The organism is Desulfurivibrio alkaliphilus AHT 2, from assembly GCF_000092205.1.
Taxonomy (GTDB): Bacteria; Desulfobacterota; Desulfobulbia; order Desulfobulbales; family Desulfurivibrionaceae; genus Desulfurivibrio; species Desulfurivibrio alkaliphilus.
This window is the reverse complement of sequence record NC_014216.1, coordinates 968,839-989,905: the sequence shown is the minus strand read 5'-3', so window position 1 is coordinate 989,905 and position 21,067 is coordinate 968,839. Positions and strand designations below refer to the sequence as shown.

Genomic DNA, 21,067 nt, shown 5'->3' with positions numbered 1-21,067 from the left:
TGACCGGTTTTTGCGAGTTTATCTAACTTAAGGAGAAGATCAATGTCCAAGATCATCTGTTCCGCCGCCATCCGGGGCGCCCACAAGATCGTCGACATGGCCGAGGAACGTTACCAGGCGGCCCTCAAAAAATACGGCCCTGAGCAGGAAGTGGCCTTTCCCAACACCGCCTACTTTCTGCCCATCATCTACAGTATGCTGGGAGCCAAGGTGGAAAAGCTGGGCGACATGGGTGATATTTTCACCGAATGCCGCAAGCTGCTGCCGGAGCAGGTCAGCGAAAATCTTTGGCTGCCCTACCTGGCCCCGGCGCTCGATGCCGGCATGGCCACCTTCTTTGCCGAAGAGATGTTCGAGGCGGTGCGTTACCTGGAAGAGCCCAACTTTTACACCAAGACCGAAGACCCCCTGGCCGACAACATCTGGCTGGGAGCGGCCGACGACGTGATCTTCCGTAAGCGCGGGGTGGAGTTCGTCGACGGCACCGCCCCGGGGTTTGCCGCCATCATGGGCTCGCCCGCCGACCCCGAGATGGCCAGTAAAATCGCCCTTGAGCTGCAGGAAAAAAACCTCTACATCTTCATGCATGACCAGACCGGCGGCATCAGCATGCCCGAGCAGTTGGTCAAGCAGGATGTGCAGATCGGCTGGAACACCCGCCTGGTACCATTCGGCAAGAGCTACAGCACCGCGGTCTTTGCCATCGGCTTTGCCTGCCGGGTGGCCATGGCCTTCGGCGGCATCAAGCCCGGCGACTACAAGGGCAACCTGATCTACAACAAGGACCGGACCTTTGCCTTTGTCATGGCCTTCGGCCCGGTTTCCGACGAGTGGTACGCCAACGCCGCCGGCGCCATCAACTGGGGTTTCCCCACCATCTCCGACTACGATATTCCCCAGGTGCTGCCCACCGGCATCTGTACCTACGAGCACGTGGTCAGCCAGGTACCCCATGAAGAGATCGTCCAGAAAGCCATCGAGGTGCGCGGCCTGAAGGTCAGTGTCACCAAGATCGACATCCCCATGTCCTTCGGCCCGGCCTTCGAGGGTGAACGGATCCGCAAGGACGACCTGTTCATGGAATGCGGCGGCGGCCGGACCACCGGGGTGGAGGTGCTGGTCTCCAAGGAAATGGACGAGGTGGAAGACGGCAAGATCACCGTGGAAGGGCCGGATATCCAGGAAATCGAGCAGGGCCAGAACCTGCCGTTGGGCATCCTGGTGGAAGTGGCCGGCCGCGAGATGCAGTCCGACTACGAGCCCATTTTAGAGCGCCAGTTCCATCACCTGATCAACTACATCCAGGGCCTGATGCACATGGGCCAGCGGGATATCATGTGGCTGCGCATCGGCAAGGCCGCGGTGGAGAAGGGTTTTTCCCTCTCTCACATCGGCAAAGTGCTCCATGGCAAGCTGCACCAGGAGTTCGGGGCCATCGTCGACAAGATCCAGGTCAAGATCTACACCACCCAAGAGAAGGTGGATGAGGTCATGGAACTGGCCAAGAGCGTTTACGAAGGCCGGGACGAGCGCCTGGGCAGCATGACCGACGAGACCGAGGAGGTCTTTTACTCCTGCACCCTGTGCCAGTCCTTTGCCCCCAGCCACGTCTGCATCATCACCCCGGAACGGATCGGGATGTGCGGCGCCTACAACTGGCTGGACGGCAAGGCCAGTTACCAGATCAACCCCACCGGCCCCAACCAGCCCATTCCCAAAGGGGAGTGCCTGGATCCCGCCCTGGGCATCTTCCAGGGGATCAACGAGTTTGTCGATCAGGCCTCCCGGGGGGCGGTAACCGATCTGGCCTGCTATTCTTTGATGAACAGTCCCATGACCGCCTGCGGTTGTTTCGAGGCCATCGCCGCCATGCTGCCCCAGTGCAACGGGATCATGGTGGTCAACCGCGATTACATGGGGATGACTCCCTCCGGCATGAAGTTCACCACCTTGGCCGGCATGGCCGGCGGTGGCGCCCAGACTCCCGGTTTCATGGGGGTTTCCAAGCATTACCTGACCAGCCCTAAGCTCTTTTTGGCCGAAGGTGGTCTGGCCCGGCTGGTCTGGCTGCCCAAGATGCTCAAGGAGGAGATCAAGGACAAGCTCATCGAGCGGGCCGAAGCGGCTGGCCTGCCCGGCTTTTACGACAAGATCGCCACCGAGGAAGAAGGCACCACCGAGGAAGAGATTCTCGAGTTCTTGAAAAAAGTAAATCACCCGGCCCTGGAAATGGAGTCGGTGGTATAACAAGGAGGAACGGACAATGGCTTTAACGGGAATTCAGATTCTCAAGATGCTCCCCAAGAAAAACTGCGGGGAATGTGGTATTCCCACCTGTCTGGCCTTTGCCATGAAGGTGGCCGCCGGGCAGACCGAAATCGGTGAATGCCCCTACGTCAGTGACGAGGTCAAGGAGCAGATCGGGGAAGCATCGGCCCCGCCGATTCGCACCATCAAGCTGGGCGGTGGCGAACATGTCTACACCATCGGTGGTGAGACCTGTCTGTTCCGCCATGAAAAGCGCTTTGAAAACCCCACCGGCATTGCCGTGCTGGTCACCACCAACCAGGCTGAGGATGAGGTTGCCGGTCGCCTGGAGCGCTTCAAATCCCTGCGCTACGAGCGGGTAGGGGTGATGCTCAAGGCCGACATGGTGGCGGTTAAAGATGCCACCGGCGATGGCGCCGCCTTCACCGCCCTGACCAAGAAGGTGCTGGAGACCTGCGAGGACGCGGTGCTGATTTTAATCAGCGACAACGCCGACACCCTGGCCGCCGCCGCCAAAGAGTGCGGTGAGCGCAAGCCCCTGCTCTTCGGCGCCACCTTGGCCAACGCCGATGCCTTGGCCAAGGTCGGCCAGGAGTGCGTTTGCCCGGTGGGGGTTAAGGGCGCCAACCTTGATGAGACCGTGGAGATCAGCGAGAAGCTGCAGGCCGCCGGCCTCAAGGACCTGGTGCTGGACACCGGCGCCCGTACCGTCAAGGCCGCCTTCGAGGACAACGTGGTGGCCCGCCGCTCGGCGATCAAGGCCAAGTACAAGCCGCTGGGCTTTCCCACCATCACCTTTCCCTGCGAAATCACCGACGATTCCATGCTGGAGGCCATGGTGGCCTCGGTGATGATCGCCAAATACGCCGGCATCGTGGTGCTCTCCGATCTCCAGGGCGACACCCTGTTCCCGCTGCTGTTAGAACGGCTTAACATCTTCACCGACCCGCAGCGCCCCATGGTGGTGCAGGAAGACATCTACCCGGTCAACGGCCCGGGCGAGGATGCCCCGGTGCTGATCACCTGCAACTTCTCGCTGACCTACTTCATCGTTTCCGGCGAGATCGAGGGCAGCAAGGTGCCTTCCTGGCTGCTGATCAAGGACACCGAGGGCTTAAGTGTGCTCACCGCCTGGGCCGCCGGCAAGTTCGGGGCCGACATGATCGCCCAGTTTATGAAAAAATCCGGCATCATGGACAAGGTCAAGCACCGGGAACTGATTATCCCCGGTTATCTCGCCTCGATGAAGGGCGAGTTGGAGGAAGAACTGCCCGAGTGGAAGATCACCATTGGTCCGCGGGAAGCCGGGCATCTGCCGGCCTTCCTTAAGGAGTGGAAGCCGTCGGCATAAGCTCTGACACAACCGTTGCTTACCGGCAGATAACCGGTTGTCCAGGCAGATTTAGCCCAGATTCATGATCGAGAGACCAAATGTGATGTCAAATATAACCCTGAAGCTCAACGGGATGGAGGTGGTGGCCGAGTCCGGCTTGACCGTACTGGAGGTGGCTCGCCGCGCCGGGGTCACCATTCCCACCCTCTGTCACGTTGCGGATCATACCGCCGATCAGCCGTGCGGTATCTGCGCGGTGGAAATTGCCGAGCCTGAGCGCTTCAAGCTGCAAACTCTGGCTGGCAGCGAGCTTTTTCCCGCCTGCGTCACCGTGGCCCAAGAGGGGATGGAGATTCAGAGCGAGTCCAAAGCGGTGACCGGCCATCGCCAGAGTCGCCTGGCCGTGCTTTCCCAGACCCATTTCGGCGATTGCAAGGCCCCCTGCAATCTCACCTGCCCGGGCCAGATCAACGTTCAGGGTTACATCGCCCACATCGCCAAAGGCGAGTATGAGGAGGCCTTGCGGGTGATCATGGAGCGCAACCCGCTGCCCTTCTCCGTGGGCCGGGTCTGCCCCCGCTTCTGTGAAACCCGTTGCCGTCGCATCTTGGTCGATGAATCTTTGTCCATCAACCATCTCAAACGGTTTGTCGCCGACTGGTGCCGAGCCCACGAGATTGAACTCAATATCCCCAAGGAGCCGCCAACCGGCAAGCGGGTGGCGGTAATCGGCGGCGGTCCCGCCGGTCTGACCACCGCTTATTATTTGACCCGGAAGGGGCATGAGGTTACCGTTTTTGAAGCCGCTCCCCGCCTGGGCGGCGCCCTGCGCTATGGTTTTCCCGAATACAAGATTCCCAAAGACGTCCTTGATTACGAGCTTGATTCCATCCTCAAGATGGGCATGTCCATTCGCCTTAACCAGCGCTGGGGCAAGGATTTCACCCTGCAGGATCTGCGCGACCAGGGCTTTGACGCCACCTTCATCGGCATCGGTGCCACTGTGGATCAGCCCCTTGATATTCCCTGCGAGGGGTTCGAGCATGTCTACACTGCGCTGCAGTTTCTCCGCCTGGTCAACGAGGGTAAAAAGCTCGATCTTGGTCGACGGGCGGCGGTAATCGGCGGCAACAACATCGCCATGGAAGTGGCCCGTTCCCTGTTGCGGCTGGGAGTGGAAGAGGTGACGGTGGTGTATCCCCGGGCCCAGATCGAAATGCCGGCCCACCAGCGCAACATCCAGGAGGCGGAGCAGGAGGGGGTCCAGTTTTTGCTCATGGCTTCGCCCCTTGATCTTTGCTCTCCCCCCGACGCCGACGCCCGGCTCAAGCTGAACCTGATCAGGATGAAGCTTGGCGAGGCGGACAGTCGCGGTCGCCGGGAAGTAATTCCGATTCCCGAGGCCACCACCACCTTATCGGTGGACACGGTGGTGGGTTCCCTGGACCAGTTTGCGGTGGCTGGCTCGATGCCGGGCGGTGAGCTGGAAGCCTCCCTGGAAGTTAACGCCAAGGGGATGATCGTCTCCAGTCCCCGTAATTTCCAGACCAATATCGACGGGGTCTTTGCCGGCGGCGATGCCATCAGCGGGGTCAAATCGGTGATCCAGGCGGTGGTCGGCGGACGGCGGGCGGCGGCGAACATCCATGCCCAGATCATGGGGGTGGAGAAAGAGGCCGCAGACAGCCGCTTCAACTTCACCCGCGGCCGGGGTTTTGACGATGTCAGCTCGAAAAATTTCGAAGGGCTTGAAACCCGGTTGCGGGAAAAGATGCCCCAGCGGCCGCATGAGGTCTGCCGGCAGGATTTTGATGAGGTCAAGCTCGGTTTCACCGATAAAATGGCCCGCCGCGAGGCGGACCGCTGCCTCTCCTGTGGTTGTACCGCCTTTGACCGCTGCCGGCTCAAGGAACTCGACATCGATTACAATGTTAACCTCAGCAAGACCGGTATGGGCACCGTGCCGGTCTACCCCATCGATACCTCCCATCGGGCCATCGATATCGACCCCAACAAGTGCATCTACTGCCAGCGCTGTATCAATTCCTGCGAGTACGATGCCCTGGAGTTGAGCGCAACCTCGCTGGATGAGGAAGGCCGCCCGGAAGGGCTGGTGCTGCGCTTCAAGGATAATTGTGTCTCCTGTGGCAAGTGTGTCGATAACTGCTCAACCGGGGCCTTGAACAAGAAACAGCGCCTGGTGCCGATCCAGAATGAGCCGGTCCAGGAGGTGAAAACCACCTGCCCCTACTGCGGCACCGGCTGCCAGTTGATCCTCAAGGTCAAGGGCCAGACCGTGATGGAGGCCACCGCCGACCCGGAAACCGCCCCCAACTACGGTGATCTCTGCGTCAAGGGCCGCTTTGGCCACAACTTCATCCATCATCCCGACCGCCTCAAACGGCCGCTGGTTCGTCGCCGGCCCGGCGGCCCCCTGGAGCCGGCCAGTTGGGATGAAGCCCTGGATCTGGTGGCCGTTAACTTTGCCCGGATCAGGGCGGAAAAGGGGGCCGATTCCCTGGCCGGTCTCTCCTCAGCCCGTTGTACGGTGGAGGAAAATTACGCCTTTCAAAAATTCTTTCGCGCGGTGATCGGCACCAACAACGTCGATCACTGCGCCCGCTACTGACACAGCCCTACGGTTGCAGGTCTTGCAGCCACGCTGGGTTCCGGGGCAATGAGTAACGACATTGCCGGGATTGAAGATAATGAAGCGCTGCTGGTGATCGGCTCCAACACCAGCGAGGCCCATCCGGTGATCGCCTTGCGGATGATGCGGGCGGTGAAGAAGGGGGCCAAGCTGCTGGTGGCCGATCCCCGGGCCATTGAATTGACCAAAAGCGCCCGGGTCTGGCTGCGGCAGCGGCCCGGCACCGACGCGGCGCTGCTTAACGCCATGTGCCATGTCATCATCCGTGATGATCTGCACGATAAGCAATTTATCGCCGAGCGCACGGAAAACTTCGAGCAGCTGCGCCAGGCCGTTGCTAACTGCACCCCCCAGTGGGGGGAGAAGATCACCGGGATCCCGGCGGCGGATATCGAAGAAGCGGCCCGGATTTTTGCCCGCGCCGAGCGGGCCGGGATTTTTTACTGTATGGGGATCACCCAGCACACCTCCGGCACCGACAACGTCCGCGCTTTGGCCAACCTGGCCCTGCTGACCGGCAACCTGGGTAAACCCGGCGCCGGCCTCAACCCCCTGCGGGGCCAGAACAACGTCCAGGGTTCCTGCGACGCCGGCTGTGTACCGAGCCTCCTGCCCGGTTACCGCTCGGTGGCCGATCTAGATGCCCGGCGGCATTTTGAAGAAATCTGGGGCACGCCGGTGCCGGACGCGCCGGGGATGACCGCCACCGAGACCATGCCCGCCATCCTGGAGGGCCGGGTCAGCGGCATGTGGATCATGGGCGAAAACCCGGTGATCAGCGACCCCAACAGCGGCCATGTGGAAGAGGCTTTGAAAAAGCTCGATTTCCTGGTGGTCCAGGATATTTTCATGACCGCCACCGCCGAGTTGGCCGACGTGGTCCTACCCGCCGCCTGCTTTGCCGAAAAGGATGGTACCTTCACCAACACCGAGCGGCGGGTGCAACGGGTGCGGCGCGCCGTCGCCCCGCCGGGCCGGGCCATGGATGATCTTTCCATCATCAATATGGTCTCGGCCCGGATGATCGGGACCAAGTCGGAAACGGCCGGTCGCCCGGACCGGGAATTTACCCTGCCCAATGGCGGCCGCTACAAGGTTTTCGCCCCCGAGCCCCAGGAGGTCTTTGCCGAGATGAGCCGTTCCTGGCCGCACCTGGCCGGGGTTTCACACCAGCGGTTGGATAATGAGGGCGGCTTGCAGTGGCCCTGCCCCGACCCGGAGCACCCCGGCACCCCGTACCTTTTTGAGGGCGCTTTTCCCATCGGCAAGGCCAAGTTCAGCGCCGTGGGCTGGAGTGGCCCCAGGGAGTGCGCCGACGCCGACTATCCGCTGCTGTTGACCACCGGCCGCCTGCTCTATCAGTACCATACCGGCACCATGACCAGGCGCTCCCGGGAACTGGAGGAATCGGCCCCGGCCCCCTTCGTCGAACTCCACCCCGCCGATGCCCAGACCCTGGGACTGGTCGACGGCGAAACGGTGAAAGCGGTTTCCCGGCGTGGGGAAATTACCCTGCCGGTCTTGGTCACCGAGCGGGTGGAGCAGGGGGTGGTCTTTATCCCCTTCCATTACCAGGAAGCGGCGGCCAACCTGTTGACCAACGACGCCCTGGACCCGGTCTGCAAGATCCCCGAGGCCAAGGTCTGTGCGATAAGAATTGAAAAGATTGATGCTTGATCCCCCTTGCGGGGAGTTTGATGATTTTCTTAACCAGTGGAGATAGAAATGGGTAAAGCAAAAGAGAAAAAATCCGGAGCCGTGCTGGTGGTAGGCGGCGGGGTGGCCGGGGTGCAGGCGGCCCTGGACCTGACCGAACTGGGTTATTACGTTTACCTGGTGGAAAAGGGTGCGGCCATCGGTGGGGCCATGGCCCAGCTGGACAAGACCTTTCCCACCAACGATTGCTCCATCTGAATACTCGCGCCAAAGCTGGTGGAGGCCGGTCGGTCTCCCAATATCGAGATTCTGAGCAATACTGATTTTCTGGCCCTTTCCGGCAAACCGGGCGCCTTTACCGCCAAGTTGCAAGTGCGCCCGCGCTATATCGATGCCGATAAGTGCACGGCCTGCGGGATGTGTACCCAGTACTGCCCCCGCCACCTGGTGGATGGCTACAACGAGGGCCTGGCGGTAACCCGGCCCATCCACATCGACTATCCCCAGGCGGTGCCGGCCACTTACTTCATCGACCCCAAGGCCTGTCTGCACCTGCAGCACGGTACCTGCAAGATTTGCGTGCCGGTCTGCCAGACCAAGGCCATTGATTTCGACCAGCAGCCGGAAGAGCTTTCGCTGCAGGTGGGGGCGGTGGTGATGGCCCCCGGTTTCGGCCGGGTGCCCGACAGTGTGCTGGAAAAGTACAGTTACGGCAAGCACCCCGACGTGGTCACCAGCCTGGAGTTTGAACGGCTGCTCTGCGCCTCGGGCCCCTTCGAGGGCGAACTGCTGCGGCTTTCAGACCGTAAGCATCCCAAAAAACTGGCCTTTATCCAGTGCGTGGGCTCCCGTGACCTGGGCTGCGACAACGGTTACTGCTCGTCGGTCTGCTGCATGTATGCCATTAAAGAAGCAATGGTGGCCAAGGAGCACGAGCCCGAGCTGGAGATCACCATCTACTACATGGATCTGCGGACCCAGGGCAAGGGCTTTGATGCCGCCCGGGCCCGGGCCGAGAGCATGGGGATCAAGTTCGTCAGGGCCAGGGTGGCCGATGTGATGCCCTGGGAGCGGCAGTTGAAACTGACCTACGCCACCATGGACGGCAGCCACTTCTTTGAAGCCTACGACATGGTGGTGCTGTCGGTGGGCCTGGATTCACCGGCCGATGCCGAAAAGCTGGCCGACATCGCCGACCTCAAGCTCAACGATTACAAGTTCTGCCAAACCGACACCTTCACCCCGCTGCTGACCAGCAGGGAAGGGGTGGTGGTGGCCGGCGCCTTCCAGGGGCCCAAGGATATCCCCGAGAGTGTTACCCAGGCCAGCGCCGCCGCCGGCATTGTTTCGGCCCTGACCAAGGCTCAGCGGGGCAAGGGTTTTGTGGTCAAGACCTACCCCGAAGAGCAGCAGCTGGCCGACGACGGCGAGGTGAGAATCGGGGTGTTCGTCTGCCATTGCGGGGTCAACATCTCCAGCGTGGTGGATGTGAACAACGTCGACCAGTACGTGGAGGGGATGGATGGTGTGGTCTATCACGCCCAGAGCCTCTATGCCTGTTCCCAGGACGCCCAGGAAGTGCTGAAGCAGAAAATCAAGGAGCACGACCTCAACCGGGTGGTAATCGCCGCCTGTTCGCCCCGGACCCACGAGCCGCTTTTCCAGGAGACCTTGAAGGACGCCGGCCTTAACCGCTGCCTGATCGAAATGGTTAATATCCGCGACCAGTGTTCCTGGGTCCATGCCAACGAGCCCGAGGCGGCCACCGACAAATCCCGCGATCTGGTGCGGATGGGGATTGCCAAGGCCCGCCACATCAAGCCCCTGCCCGAGCAGACGGTGCCGGTTACCAAGAAGGCCCTGGTGCTGGGCGGCGGCCTGGCCGGGATGACCGCCGCCCTGAACCTGGCCGAGCAGGGTTTTCCCACCACCCTGGTGGAAAAGGAAAAGGAACTGGGTGGCCACCTGCGCGACAGTTTTTATACCCTGCAGGGCGATGAGCCGGCCAAGGTACTGGCCGATCTGGTCGGCCGGATCAAGAAGGAAAAAAACATCGAGGTGTTGACCAACAGCGAACTGGCCCAGGTGGGCGGTTACGTGGGCAACTACTCCTCGGTGGTCAAAAGCGGCGGCGGCAAGAGCGCCAAGGAATCCACCATCGACCACGGGGTGATCGTGCTGGCCACCGGCGGCCGTGAGCACCGGCCGGAGAAGGTGCTGGACAGCCCGGTTAAATACTCGGCCAAGGTGGTCACCCAGAGCGAGTTGGAGCGGCGGCTGGCCGGCAAGGCCAAGAACCGGGCGCCGGACTCGGTGGTGATGATCCAATGCGCCGGCAGCCGGGGCGACGACCTGGGCTACTGCAGCAAGAACTGCTGTAATGAAGCAGTAAAAAATGCCCTGAAAATCAAGGAGCTTAACCCGGAGTCCCAGGTGGTGGTGCTCTACCGCGATCTGCGGACCTACGGTTACGCCGAGGACGCCTACCGCCGGGCCCGGGAGCTGGGAGTGCTGTTTATTCCCTACAGCCTGGCCGGCGACAAGCCCAAAATCACCGCCGGCGGCCGGGGTGCCCCCAAGGTCACCTTTTACGACCCCATCCTCCGCGATGAGGTCAGCCTCAGCCCCGACCTGCTGGTGCTGAGCACCGGGATCGTGGCCGAGGGCAGTATCGAGTTGAGCCGGTTGCTCAAGGTGCCGGTCAACGAGGATCAGTTCTTCCTCGAGGCCCACGTCAAGCTGCGGCCGGTGGAACTGCCGGTTTCCGGGGTTTACGTCTGCGGCCTGGCCCACGCCCCCAAGCCTTACGATGAAATCGTGGCCCAGGCCCAGGCGGCGGCGGCCAAGGCGGCTATTCCCCTGTATAAAGGACTGGTCACCGTGGAACCCACCGTCTCCACGGTGGACAAAGATGGCTGCATCGGCTGCGGGCTCTGCGAGTCGCTTTGCCCCTACCAGGCCATCAGGATTTACAAGGATGACAACAACAAGCGCAAGGCGGAAACCATTACCGCCTCCTGCAAAGGCTGCGGCATCTGCGCATCCCACTGCCCGGTGTTCGCCATCTCCATGGGCGGCTTCACCGACGAGCAGATCAGCGCCCAGATCAAAGCCTTCGGCGACAACTAAGGAGTAAAGAGCCATGGCCAACGACCAATTCAACCCGCGGATCTTAGGGTTTCTCTGTAACTGGTGCTGCTACGCGGCGGCCGACAGTGCCGGGGTTTCCCGTTACCAGTATCCCCCCAACCTGCGGACCATCCGGATCATGTGTACCGGCCGCCTGGACCCGGCCTTTGTCTTCCGGGGTTTTGCCGAGGGTGCCGACGGCATCTTCACCGGCGGCTGACAACTCGGTGAATGTCATTACCAGGTTGGTAATTACGACGCCATGGGGATCAGTTTTGTGATCAAGAAAATCTTGAGCGAGGTGGGGATCAAGCCTGAACGGTTCGACCTGCAGTGGGCCTCGGCGGCGGAAGCGCCCCGCTTTGTCCGCCTGATCACCGATTTCACCGCCGACACGCGGGAGCTTGGCCCCATGGGCCAGGCGGAAGGCTTGAGCCGGGAAGAGGTGCAGCAACGGCTGGCCACCGCACAAAAAATGGTGGAAGACCGCAAGGTGCGCATGGCCCTGGGCAACGCCACCAAGGCGGTGCGCAAGGAGGGGGTGTTCACCAAGGAACACATCGACGGCATCTTTGCCGACAAGATGGCCAAATCACTGACCATCTCTTCGTAAGCGTCCAGCAGCACCGCATCTTCGGGCGATCAGCCCGGCTTGCGTACTGATGTACGCGGCGCCGGACTGCTTGCCCGAACCTGCGGCACTGCTGAACGCTTACGGCCTTTTTATCCTTATATTACTTGAACAGCCCGTTGGGGAAGCCGGAAATGGTTTTTCCAGCGGGCTGTTTAACTTTCAGGGGGGCTTTTTACGTCGTCCAGGAAGATGCCCAGGGGGTGGGTGTAGATGTTGAAGCGGCGGCCGCGGGCGAAGCCGATCATGGTTACGCCGTGGTTTTCCGCGTGGGTGATGGACATGCAGGTGGGGGCGGTGCGGGTGATCAGCACCGGAATTTGGTTGCGGATCACCTTGGTCATGATCTCGCCGGAGATCCGGCCGCTTGAGAGCAGCAGTTTGTCGCTGAGGTCGATGCCCGCCAGGAAGGCCTTGCCGATCAGCTTGTCCACCGCGTTATGGCGGCCGATATCCTCGGCAAAGAGCAGCAGTTGCCGGTTATCGGCCAGGGCGGCGCTATGCACCCCGCCGGTTTGTTGATAAAGCTCGGAGCTGCGGCCGAACTGGCGCAGCAGTTCAAAAATTTTCTCACAGCTCAAGCGGATCGGCCCCCGGCGGTGATTGAGGGGGCTCAGAGTGGCGGAGTCGCTGAAGGTTACCCCCTGGCCGCAGCCGGAGGTAATGGTTTTGCGATGGAAAAGCTGGTCCCAGTCGGCGGGCAGGTTTTTCAGCCGCACCCGCACCGTGGCCAGATCCTCATCCACCGCCACCTCCAGCAGGCTCTCCCGGTCGGGAATCATCCCTTCCGAGAGCAAAAAACCCACGGCCATGGCGTCCAGTTCCGCCGGCGAACAGAGCAGGGAAACCAGCACCTGGTCGTTGACCAGCAGGGTGAAGGCCACTTCGGTGGCGATGGTGTCGAGAATCTCCTCTTCGACACCGTCAGTAATGCGGATAACCGGGGTTTGGTAATGGGTGTTCATTTACACATTACCGCCTAAAAGCAGCCCAGCTGGCACTGACTGATGCGAATATTGAGATGATTGGCCATGGCGCCGACCTCCCGGCCGGTTACCTGCAACTCGTTGGCAATGGCCAAAGCGTCGGCGCACAGGATGCGGTTGTCGCGGCTTTGCTGCTTCAGGCGAAGCTCGAGCTGTTGACAAAGTTCCGCCGGCAGGTTGGGCGGCTGGCAGTTGCCACAGAGGTCGGCACAATGTTTTTTCATAATCAACGCTTCATATCTTGTTTGTAAGTCGTTACCTTTGTTGCTCCGGGGCCTTTTCGTGACCGTTATGTACAGGTGCAGCGGCTGATCGTCAAGCAGGATTTCCGGTGTTTACCATTTCCATGCTGATGTCTTTGGCCGGGGCGGAGTGGGTCAGGGCCCCGATGGAGATCCGGTCCACCCCGCAGGCGGCAATTTCCCGGACGTTGGCCAGGCTTACCCCGCCCGAGGCTTCCGTGATCGCCTGCTTGCCGATCATGCTGACCGCCCGGGTCATCAGGGCCGGGCTCATGTTGTCCAGCATGATGATCTCCACTCCCACCGCCATGGCCTCTTCCACCTGGGCCAGGGTCTCGCACTCCACTTCCACCGCCAGGTCCGGGCCGTTATATTCCCGTACCCGGGCCACTGCCCGGGCAATGGAACCGGCGGCGGCGATATGGTTGTCCTTAATCAAAATTCCGTCGTTAAGGTTGAAGCGGTGATTGACCCCGCCGCCTGCCCGTACGGCGTAGCGCTCCAGCAGCCGCAGGCCGGGGGTGGTTTTGCGGGTATCCATGATCTTTGCCGGATAACCCGCCACGGCGGCGACAAAATCGGCGGTATAAGTGGCAATGCCGCTCAGCCGCTGGCAAAGATTCAAGGCCAGCCGCTCGGCCGCCAGCAGATCCCGCATGGGCCCGCTTACTTTAAAAATGACCTCGCCCGCCTCAACCCGGCGGCCATCGGCGGTGGGGTGGCAGGAGGTTTCCCGGTTGACCATTTGAAAGATCAGGGGCGCCAGCTGCTCCACCCCGGCCAGCACCATTGCCTCCTTGGCGATAAAAACGGCTGTACCGCTTGATTTGCGGTCGAAAATAGCCTCACCGGTGATGTCTCCCCGGCCCAGGTCTTCATCAAGAAAGCTGCGCAGGCTACGGTGCAGGTCGGGATTTTTGAACAAACCGTGGTCTTGGCTGTCTCTTTCCATTATAGTAAGGCCTCTGTGGTCGAAGTAAGGGCTGCTCGGGGCTGGCCATCTGGATTTGCAAGCGTGCTCCAAGACAGTAACCTTGTTGCTTTAATGGGCTGTAATCGTTCGCACGATTACCAGGATTATAACTGGAGCGACACCAAGAACAAGGAGATAATGCAAGATGTTCGAACCGGAGAAACCCACCGCTAAAATGGTCAGACGGGACAAAATGTTCTTCACCGCTTTTGCCTGCCTGGTTATCGGTTTTTTGGGCGGGATCGGCTTCAGTATTTATAAAATGCCGGCCATGGCTCCCTCCCTGGCCCATCACCCGCAAGGTTTGAGTCCAGAGCAACAACGGGTGTTGTCCAGCCTGGAGCAGGCGGTGGCGGAAAACCCTGAAAATGTGCAGGCCTGGACCCAGTTGGGGCACCTCTACTTCGACACCGACCGTTATGAACAGGCCATTGAAGCTTACAGCCGCTCTCTGGAGTTGCGACCGGATGATGCCGACGTGGTAACGGACCTTGGGGTGATGTATCGCCGTAACGGGCAACCGGAGTTGGCCGTTACCTCATTCCGACAGGCCATTGAGATCGACCCGCGGCATGAAACGGCCCGCTTTAACTTGGGGGTGGTGCTGCTGCATGATTTTGACGACCAGGCCGGGGCCAAAGAAATTTGGTCGGAACTTGTTGAACTCAACCCAGTGGCCTACGCTCCCAATGGTCGCCTGGTGGCGGAAATGATCGCAGATTTGCAAAATACCCCCTGATCTTGCCCAACTCTCTTTTCTAGAGTAAAATGAACTTTTTAGAAGCTTTGTTTTTTCACTGGAGAGGGGAGCTTCGGGTCCTGCATGGCCGATACCTTTGAAAAATTTCTGGGCAGTAAACACTTCCGTTTACTGCCCCTTTTGTTTCTGCTTTGTCTGACCATAATTTCCATTGTCGCTAACTACTGGAACCTGCGCAACAATGCCCATGAGATGGCTGCCTACTACGCCCAGGGCATGGTGCGACTTATAAACGATGCCAGACTCTGGAACGCCGAACACGGCGGCGTTTACGTGCTGGTTAGTGAGACCACCCCGCCCAACCCCTACCTGGAAGTGGCAAACCGCGACCTGGTAACCCTCGACGGTCTTGAACTGACCAAAATAAATCCAGCTTACATGACCCGGCAGATTGCCGAGATCACCAAACGCCAGAAAGGTTTGGTGCTGCACCTGACCAGCTCCAACCCGGTCAATCCGGTCAACTCCCCTGATGAATGGGAGCAAAAAGTGCTGGGCGACCTGCTCCTGGGAGACGAAAGCAGCCGTTTTGCCTTGTTGGACATCCCCGAAGGCGAGGTTTATCGCTACTTGTCGCCGCTTTACGTCGAACCGGCCTGCCTGCGCTGTCATGCCGCCTACGGTTATGCCGAAGGAGACCTGCGTGGGGGGATCAGCCTGACTTTTCCCGCCTCCCCCCATCTGGCCATGATCTCCTCCCAGATCAACTGGATGCTGGCCATTCATGCCCTGGCTTTACTGCTGGTCAGCGGGGTGGTCTACAGCCTGCTGACCCGTTTGCAGGGGCTGTGGCGGACCAGGCAAGAGCTGGTCGAAGAACAGGACAATATAATTGCCCAGCGCACCGCCAATCTCAGCCGACAGATGCAGCGCTATCACACCATCATCAACACCGCCGCCGAAGGCTACTGGGAGCTTGATGCCGAAGGGCGGACGGTGATGGTCAACGAAGCCCTTCAGAACATGCTGGGTTATAGCCACCAGGATATGCTGGGCCGCTACCCCCATGAGTTTGCCCGGGGCAAGAACGTCGAGATTTTTAGAGAACAGTTCAACCGTCGCGAAGCTACCACGAACCGGGCCTATCACGTAACTCTGAACGCCAAGGACGGCCACGAGGTGCATGCCCGTTTCCATGCCACCTCGCTGCTGGATGAGCATAATCGCCTGATCGGCTCTTTTGCCTTCATTACCGACATCACCGAATTGCTGGAAATTCGGCAGTCGGCGGCGGCCTATGCCCTTAAACTGGAACGCAGCAACAAAGAACTGCAGGATTTTGCCCACATTGCCTCCCATGACCTGCAAGAACCCCTGCGCACCATCGTCTCCTTCGGTGATCGTTTATTGCTCAAGCATGCCGACCAGCTTGACCAGCGGGGTCGCGATTACCTGGAACGAATCCAGGGGGCGGCCATTCGCATGCGCCAGCTCATTGAGGACCTCCTCAACTACTCCCGGGTGACTACCCGGGAGCAAACAATGATTCCGGTGGATCTCAACGAGGTTTTAACCGAGGTGCTGAGCGACCTGGGGCAAAGGATCCGGGAGCACGACGGGAGGGTGGAAGTGGCAGACCTGCCGACCATAAAGGCCGATCGCGGCCAGATCCACCGGCTTTTTTTGAATCTCATCGGCAATGCCCTGAAATTTCAAGCTCAGGATAGCCTGCCGGTGGTAAAGGTAAGCGTGGGCAAAAGCGATGCTCAACAATTGGAGATCATGGTCAGCGACAACGGTATCGGCTTTGATGTAAAATATTTGGATCGCATTTTCCGCCCATTCCAGCGCCTGCATGTAAGGGGACAATACCAGGGCACCGGCATGGGGCTGGCGATCTGTAAGAAGATTGTGGAGAGTCACCAGGGAGAATTGACCGCCAGCAGCAAGCCAGGGGAGGGGACCACCTTCCATATTGTCCTGCCGAGGTTGGTTTGAAAAAGACGGACACTAAAATCCTGATCGTTCATGGACCAGAGATGAAAGCCACTGCCTGCCCAACTCTCCTGCGGCCAAAATAAGATTCGCCAAGTGAACACCGGAGCGGATTAAATTGTTTGCGAGATTTCATGAGTTTTCAGTGGTAGTATATTTACCTGGGAGGCTCACGCTTCTACAGGCCACAATCAACCAGCATTGCAGCAACCCGCAACCCCGAAAGGACGGCAACATGGCACGTGAACAGCGGCGTTCGCCACGACTTGAGGTTAGCCTGCCGGTGCGGATTATTATCCGCGACCGGGCCGGTGCGCAGACCATCGCCGAGGGTGTCGGCAGGATCAGCGACATCTCCCGGCACGGCTTAAGGCTGGTGGTGCCGCAAAGCAAGATCGAGCAGTGGCATATTTTTTATAATTTTCAGGAAAACGAGCAGCAGATGTTGCTGTTGGAAGTTCTGGCCCGGCAGGATGATGAACAGGCGCCGGACTTTGAACTGCCGGTAAAACCGGTCTGGTTTGACCGCCTGTTGTCTTTGCCCGACAAGCCTTTCCAGTTGGGCATGGAATTTCTTGCGCCTCCGCCCCCGGCAGCACTGGCCTGGCTCAATGAAAAGTTCAACAGCCTCCGCCAGCGGCATAAAGTAAGCTGGTGGTCAAACTTGTTCGGCGGTCGCTGACCCGCCGATTTCACCTTATTCAGCTGGGGTAGGCAGCAACGGGCTCAAAATATTAAAGGGCAGCATCAGGGTGCTCCTGATAAGATTGATCAGCCCTTGTCCCACCGCATCCGGGGCCAGAACCGTGAGCCGGGGGTTGCGGATATCCCCCTTGACCCCAACGGGAATGGTCACCACGGTGGCGTCCTTGCCGCCGATGATCCGCCCCACGAAAGGAACCCAACTCACCAGGGTGTCGATGGTTTTAAAAGGGGCCACCAGGACCACCATATCGGCCTGCATATCGTCCAGGTTCAAACTGCCGCGGGCGATCAGATTCAGACCCACCCCCCGTACCACCGCTTTTTCAATGGTCAGGACATGGTCCTTTATCACCGCCTCGAACTCCAGTTCCCGGTAAGCAAACCCGCGTTCGTCAAAACCGGCGATTTCACCGGTAAAAATGTCGGTAAGGTTGACCAGGCTGAAGATTCGGGCCAGCAGCCCCATGCGCATGATACGGCCTCCCTGCGGGGAGGAGATGCTGATTCTGCCTTGTTGCCAGTGGCTGAATTCCCCCTCCAGTTCCGCGGTCAGCAGGCAGTCGCCGGAGATTATATCCTGTTCAATCCCCAGGCACGGCAATAATTTTTCAAAGCGGGGGGTATCCGGGCAGGTCGGAGCCAGGGCAAAGGAACTGGTGCCCAGGTTCGGGTCCAGATACCAGGTACCGGTGATCTCCAGGCAGCAGAGCACCGCCGAGTGCAGCTCGGTCACCAGCCCCTGCTCCTCGGTCAACGACAGGATGCCGGTAAAGGGTTGCCAGTGCAGGGAGGTTTCCGATTCCTCATCGGGCCAGGGGCCGGAATCAAATTCCTCCAGTTGGAAGGCAAGCCGGCCGGTCAGCGGCCAGGTTCGCGGTTTGGAATCGATGGCCAGACGCGGTTGCCGCTTGCCAAGCTCGTTGTACCAGGCAACCAGGGTCTCCCGTTGCAAATAGGGCGAAAAGAGCGCCAGGTCAAGAGCAAAGCCGGTTTTATCCGCGTCGATCCGACCCCCCAGTTGCAGCCGTTGTTCACTGTTCAGGTTCAGATCCAGTTGCTGCAACTGCCAGGCCTGTTCTTGACCGCTCAAAGACAAACGGTTTACGGTGAGCCGCCGCTCATCATCGGGTTCTGGGGCCCAGGAGAGGCCGGCAAGCTGCAAGTGGCCGGTAAAATGGGGGGGAGTGAACTCCGCCTTAGGTCCTTGCGCCTTTTTTGCTTCCTCAGGCAGGGTCTGCGGCCATTGCCAGGCGGCCTCGCCGTGCCAGGTGCCCGTCTCCAGTTGCCGGTCAAAAAAGGTGAAAAAGTGCCCCATTGTCCCCTTGTGCAACTGGCCGTTAAAACTGCCGCTTATAATACGTTCCGCTTCGCCCGGGGCATCTCCGGCCCTGGAATCTTGGGGTGAAATGTCGGGGGGTGGGGGCAGGTGCAGGCGGAAATAGGCCTGGTCGGCGCCTTCCAGCACCCGGGCAACCACTTCCGTGGCCTGGTTGTTAAAGCGGTGAAACTCAAAGTCCAGGCGACGCAAGGCAGGTTCCCGCTGCTCTTTCGACTCTTCTTCTTTGCTCAAAAGGGTGCCGGCCAATTCCAGGAAGTTCTCGTCCCAGTTGATCCGCAGGGGAAGCGCGGTAATAGGTGCCTGGGGCAAAAATATCTCCGGCAGCCACTGGCGGTTTTTAAGCCAGGTGCGATTGCCGGCGGTCAGCAGGCCGCTGATTTGCAGCTTACCCCGCCAGTGCTGCAGCTTTTGATGCTGCAGGCTGCCGGCCAGTTTCAGCTCGCTGTCCTGCAATTTTAGCCTTAGTTGCCGGAAGTCGACCTGGTCGTCATCCACCCGCAGCAGCCCCCGGGAACCGGTAATCTCCGCCGCCAGCAGCGGCGAGTACCAGTTCAGCCCGGAGCCGCGGTCCAGGTCGACGATGGTCGTATAACGCCACTGTTCCGGTTGGAACAGTTCCCCTTCGGCCCGGCCATGGGTGATCGCCACCGGCCCGTCGATCTCTTGCAGTACCGGCAGCAGCGCCTGTTTAAGCACCGGATAGCTCAGCAGGTGCTCGTAAAATGCTTGGCTGTCCAGCTCCGCTCGGGCCTGGTGCAGGGCAAAGGGCGCCTGGGGGGTCAGGCCGATCTGGCCGCTACTGCTCAGCAGGCGGTGCGGTCCCGCCGTTCCCTGCAAATCCCGCCAGCGGACCTGCTCCCGGTCGATCAGCAGGCGGCCGCGTTCGACGGTTAAAGGCCAGGGCAGGCGATCGTAGGCAACTTCGCCCCGGCTCTGTTCAATGGTGACATCGACGGTAAAGTCATGCCAGTTGTCGCTGACCACCAGCCGGCCGGCGGCCCTGCCCCGGGCCCGGGGAAAGAGCTTCATTTCTTCTTGAAAGACCGGGTTCGGCACCAGTTCCGGCAGTAACTGTCGCAACTCTTCCAGGTCGGCATCCAGTTGCAGGTCGAGTTCCAGCAGGGGCAGTTCCTGGTGCAACCCCACCCGCAGGGAGCCGTCATAGCCATGGCTGTGCTCCAGCAGGGCTTCCGCCCGGCGCAGCTCCAGGATGCTGTTTTTGATCTGCAGTTCCCCCCAGGCCTTGGGCAGATAAAGATCGATTCCCGGCACCATGATCTCGGCCCGCTCAACCTCAACCTCCAGCACCATCCGGTCGGCCAGAGCCCTGGGGTCTTGTAAGACATTTTCCTCGCCGGCCAGATGGAATGCGGCCTGCGAGGCCCACCCCCCCAGAACAATTTCACCGACCATCTGGGCCGGCTTGAATTCGCCGAACAACTCCACCACCGCCGGCATTATTTCATCGGCATTAAGCTCCCGGCCATGCAGGTCAACTTCCCAGTGGGGGGAGTCCGTTGCTCGGCTGTCGCGGGTAATCACCCCGCCCAGCCGAAACTGTGGTTGGCTTACTTCAAAATCGTTGATGGTCAGCTGCCAGAAATCTTCCCGCTGGTGCAGCGCCAGGTCAATGGCCCCGCAGTCCAGGCGCACCGCCCCGGCTTGCGGGGCAATATCCTGAGGCTTTAGAAGAAAACAGGGCAGATTGCCGGTGAGGGCGGCGTCAAGTTTTGCCAGGCCCTTGCCGGTGGCCTGCAGCTGTAAATCGGCCGCCGTTTCCAGGGGGGCAACGCCCAGCAACGGGGTGGTGATCAGTTCATGCAGGTGCAGTTGGCGCCCATGGGTCTGCAGTTGGTAGTTGCCGTCAACCAGATAAGTACCGCTCAGAGCCAGATGGCGGCCAAAGGAGGGCCGCAGGGAGAGTTCCAGGTCAAAACGGGTGGGGGAGAGTTTGATGGCCGCCTCGATGTCGCGGAATTCCAAGGCTTCCAGCCGGAGATTCCCGGGTAGTTCGGTGGAGGTGAGACTTAAGTTGCCCCGGGAAATTTCCACCTCTCCTTTAAATTTGCGGGGAAAGACCGCCGGGGAAGCGACCTCTGTGCCGGCCAGCCGGGCCTGGAGGTCAAGTTGCAGTTCCGGGTCATTCAACACCACCCGTCGTGGTTCCAAGCGCATCTGCAGGAGGGCGATGAAGCTTGGATAAACATGAGTTTCCGGCATGATAAGGCTAAGTTCCGGCCGCTGCACATCAACCCCGCGAACCAGCAGGTGGGGGGTCGGCAGCCAGGCCAGCTCAATGCTGTCCAGGCTGATCTCGCTGCGCAGGTGATAGCCCAGGCGGTCGGCCAGGTCGCTCCTGACCGTTTCCGACCGGAGGATCAGGGGCAGCACCAGGGCCGACAGGGCTGCCAGCAGCAGCACCCCCAGCACGATTAGCCTTATTTTACGGGCCATAAATAA

12 protein-coding genes are annotated in these 21,067 nt (G+C 60.1%); 8 read left to right on the top strand and 4 right to left on the bottom strand.

Translation table 11 applies throughout. The features are described from left to right. The first annotated feature begins 42 nt into the window (after positions 1-42). The 5 genes from acsB (at position 43) to DAAHT2_RS04160 (ending at position 11,649) form a co-directional block, all read left to right on the top strand. Positions 43-2,247, top strand: coding sequence for an acetyl-CoA decarbonylase/synthase complex subunit alpha/beta (gene acsB / locus DAAHT2_RS04190; RefSeq protein WP_013163059.1), 2,205 nt, complete (start codon positions 43-45; stop codon positions 2,245-2,247). Between the two features lie 16 nt (positions 2,248-2,263). Beyond that, positions 2,264-3,619 carry an acetyl-CoA decarbonylase/synthase complex subunit gamma gene (gene acsC, locus DAAHT2_RS04185; protein WP_013163058.1) on the top strand — a complete coding sequence of 452 codons (1,356 nt, stop codon included), beginning with the start codon at positions 2,264-2,266 and terminating at the stop codon, positions 3,617-3,619. 64 nt (positions 3,620-3,683) lie between these two features. Further along, complete coding sequence (gene fdhF, locus DAAHT2_RS14230) at positions 3,684-7,928, top strand: formate dehydrogenase subunit alpha (protein ID WP_013163057.1); 4,245 nt, start codon at positions 3,684-3,686, stop codon at positions 7,926-7,928. 48 nt (positions 7,929-7,976) lie between these two features. Beyond that, on the top strand, positions 7,977-11,036 hold the full coding sequence (locus tag DAAHT2_RS04165) for an FAD-dependent oxidoreductase (RefSeq protein ID WP_013163056.1): 3,060 nt from the start codon (positions 7,977-7,979) through the stop codon (positions 11,034-11,036). A 13-nt stretch (positions 11,037-11,049) separates the two neighbouring features. Then, positions 11,050-11,649 (top strand): hydrogenase iron-sulfur subunit, encoded by a 600-nt coding sequence (locus DAAHT2_RS04160; protein ID WP_013163055.1) that lies wholly within the window; start codon positions 11,050-11,052, stop codon positions 11,647-11,649. Positions 11,650-11,822: 173 nt separating this feature from the next. On the opposite strand, the gene fdhD is transcribed toward DAAHT2_RS04160, so the two are convergent. From fdhD to nadC, 3 genes are all read right to left on the bottom strand, one after another. Further along, complete coding sequence (gene fdhD, locus DAAHT2_RS04155; RefSeq protein WP_013163054.1) at positions 11,823-12,632, bottom strand: formate dehydrogenase accessory sulfurtransferase FdhD; 810 nt, start codon at positions 12,630-12,632, stop codon at positions 11,823-11,825. 14 nt (positions 12,633-12,646) lie between these two features. Further along, positions 12,647-12,877 carry a hypothetical protein gene (locus tag DAAHT2_RS04150; RefSeq protein ID WP_013163053.1) on the bottom strand — a complete coding sequence of 77 codons (231 nt, stop codon included), beginning with the start codon at positions 12,875-12,877 and terminating at the stop codon, positions 12,647-12,649. A 91-nt stretch (positions 12,878-12,968) separates the two neighbouring features. Then, complete coding sequence (gene nadC, locus DAAHT2_RS04145; protein ID WP_013163052.1) at positions 12,969-13,847, bottom strand: carboxylating nicotinate-nucleotide diphosphorylase; 879 nt, start codon at positions 13,845-13,847, stop codon at positions 12,969-12,971. A gap of 166 nt (positions 13,848-14,013) precedes the next feature. Here nadC and DAAHT2_RS04140 point away from each other — a divergent pair, with 166 nt between their 5' ends. The 3 genes from DAAHT2_RS04140 to DAAHT2_RS04130 all read left to right on the top strand — a co-directional run bounded on the left by DAAHT2_RS04140 (position 14,014) and on the right by DAAHT2_RS04130 (position 17,245). Continuing rightward, positions 14,014-14,607 carry a tetratricopeptide repeat protein gene (locus DAAHT2_RS04140; protein ID WP_013163051.1) on the top strand — a complete coding sequence of 198 codons (594 nt, stop codon included), beginning with the start codon at positions 14,014-14,016 and terminating at the stop codon, positions 14,605-14,607. 84 nt (positions 14,608-14,691) lie between these two features. Beyond that, positions 14,692-16,566 (top strand): ATP-binding protein, encoded by a 1,875-nt coding sequence (locus DAAHT2_RS04135; RefSeq protein ID WP_013163050.1) that lies wholly within the window; start codon positions 14,692-14,694, stop codon positions 16,564-16,566. Between the two features lie 232 nt (positions 16,567-16,798). Then, the gene (locus DAAHT2_RS04130) at positions 16,799-17,245 is read left to right on the top strand and encodes a PilZ domain-containing protein (RefSeq protein WP_013163049.1); all 447 of its coding nucleotides are present in this window, start codon (positions 16,799-16,801) and stop codon (positions 17,243-17,245) included. A gap of 15 nt (positions 17,246-17,260) precedes the next feature. Here DAAHT2_RS04130 and DAAHT2_RS04125 read toward each other — a convergent pair whose 3' ends face one another. Then, positions 17,261-21,061: an AsmA-like C-terminal domain-containing protein gene (locus DAAHT2_RS04125; RefSeq protein WP_013163048.1), complete on the bottom strand. Its 3,801-nt coding sequence runs from the start codon at positions 21,059-21,061 to the stop codon at positions 17,261-17,263. Between the last annotated feature and the right edge of the window lie 6 nt (positions 21,062-21,067).

What these genes read in the sequence shown, in the direction of transcription:
- DAAHT2_RS04150 (WP_013163053.1), bottom strand. Translation starts at nt 12,877, where the DNA reads ATGAAAAAACATTGTGCCGACCTCTGTGGCAACTGCCAGCCGCCCAAC.
- fdhD (WP_013163054.1), bottom strand. Translation starts at nt 12,632, where the DNA reads ATGAACACCCATTACCAAACCCCGGTTATCCGCATTACTGACGGTGTC.
- acsB (WP_013163059.1), top strand. Translation starts at nt 43, where the DNA reads ATGTCCAAGATCATCTGTTCCGCCGCCATCCGGGGCGCCCACAAGATC.
- nadC (WP_013163052.1), bottom strand. Translation starts at nt 13,847, where the DNA reads ATGGAAAGAGACAGCCAAGACCACGGTTTGTTCAAAAATCCCGACCTG.
- DAAHT2_RS04125 (WP_013163048.1), bottom strand. Translation starts at nt 21,061, where the DNA reads ATGGCCCGTAAAATAAGGCTAATCGTGCTGGGGGTGCTGCTGCTGGCA.
- DAAHT2_RS04135 (WP_013163050.1), top strand. Translation starts at nt 14,692, where the DNA reads ATGGCCGATACCTTTGAAAAATTTCTGGGCAGTAAACACTTCCGTTTA.
- DAAHT2_RS04130 (WP_013163049.1), top strand. Translation starts at nt 16,799, where the DNA reads ATGGCACGTGAACAGCGGCGTTCGCCACGACTTGAGGTTAGCCTGCCG.
- acsC (WP_013163058.1), top strand. Translation starts at nt 2,264, where the DNA reads ATGGCTTTAACGGGAATTCAGATTCTCAAGATGCTCCCCAAGAAAAAC.
- DAAHT2_RS04140 (WP_013163051.1), top strand. Translation starts at nt 14,014, where the DNA reads ATGTTCGAACCGGAGAAACCCACCGCTAAAATGGTCAGACGGGACAAA.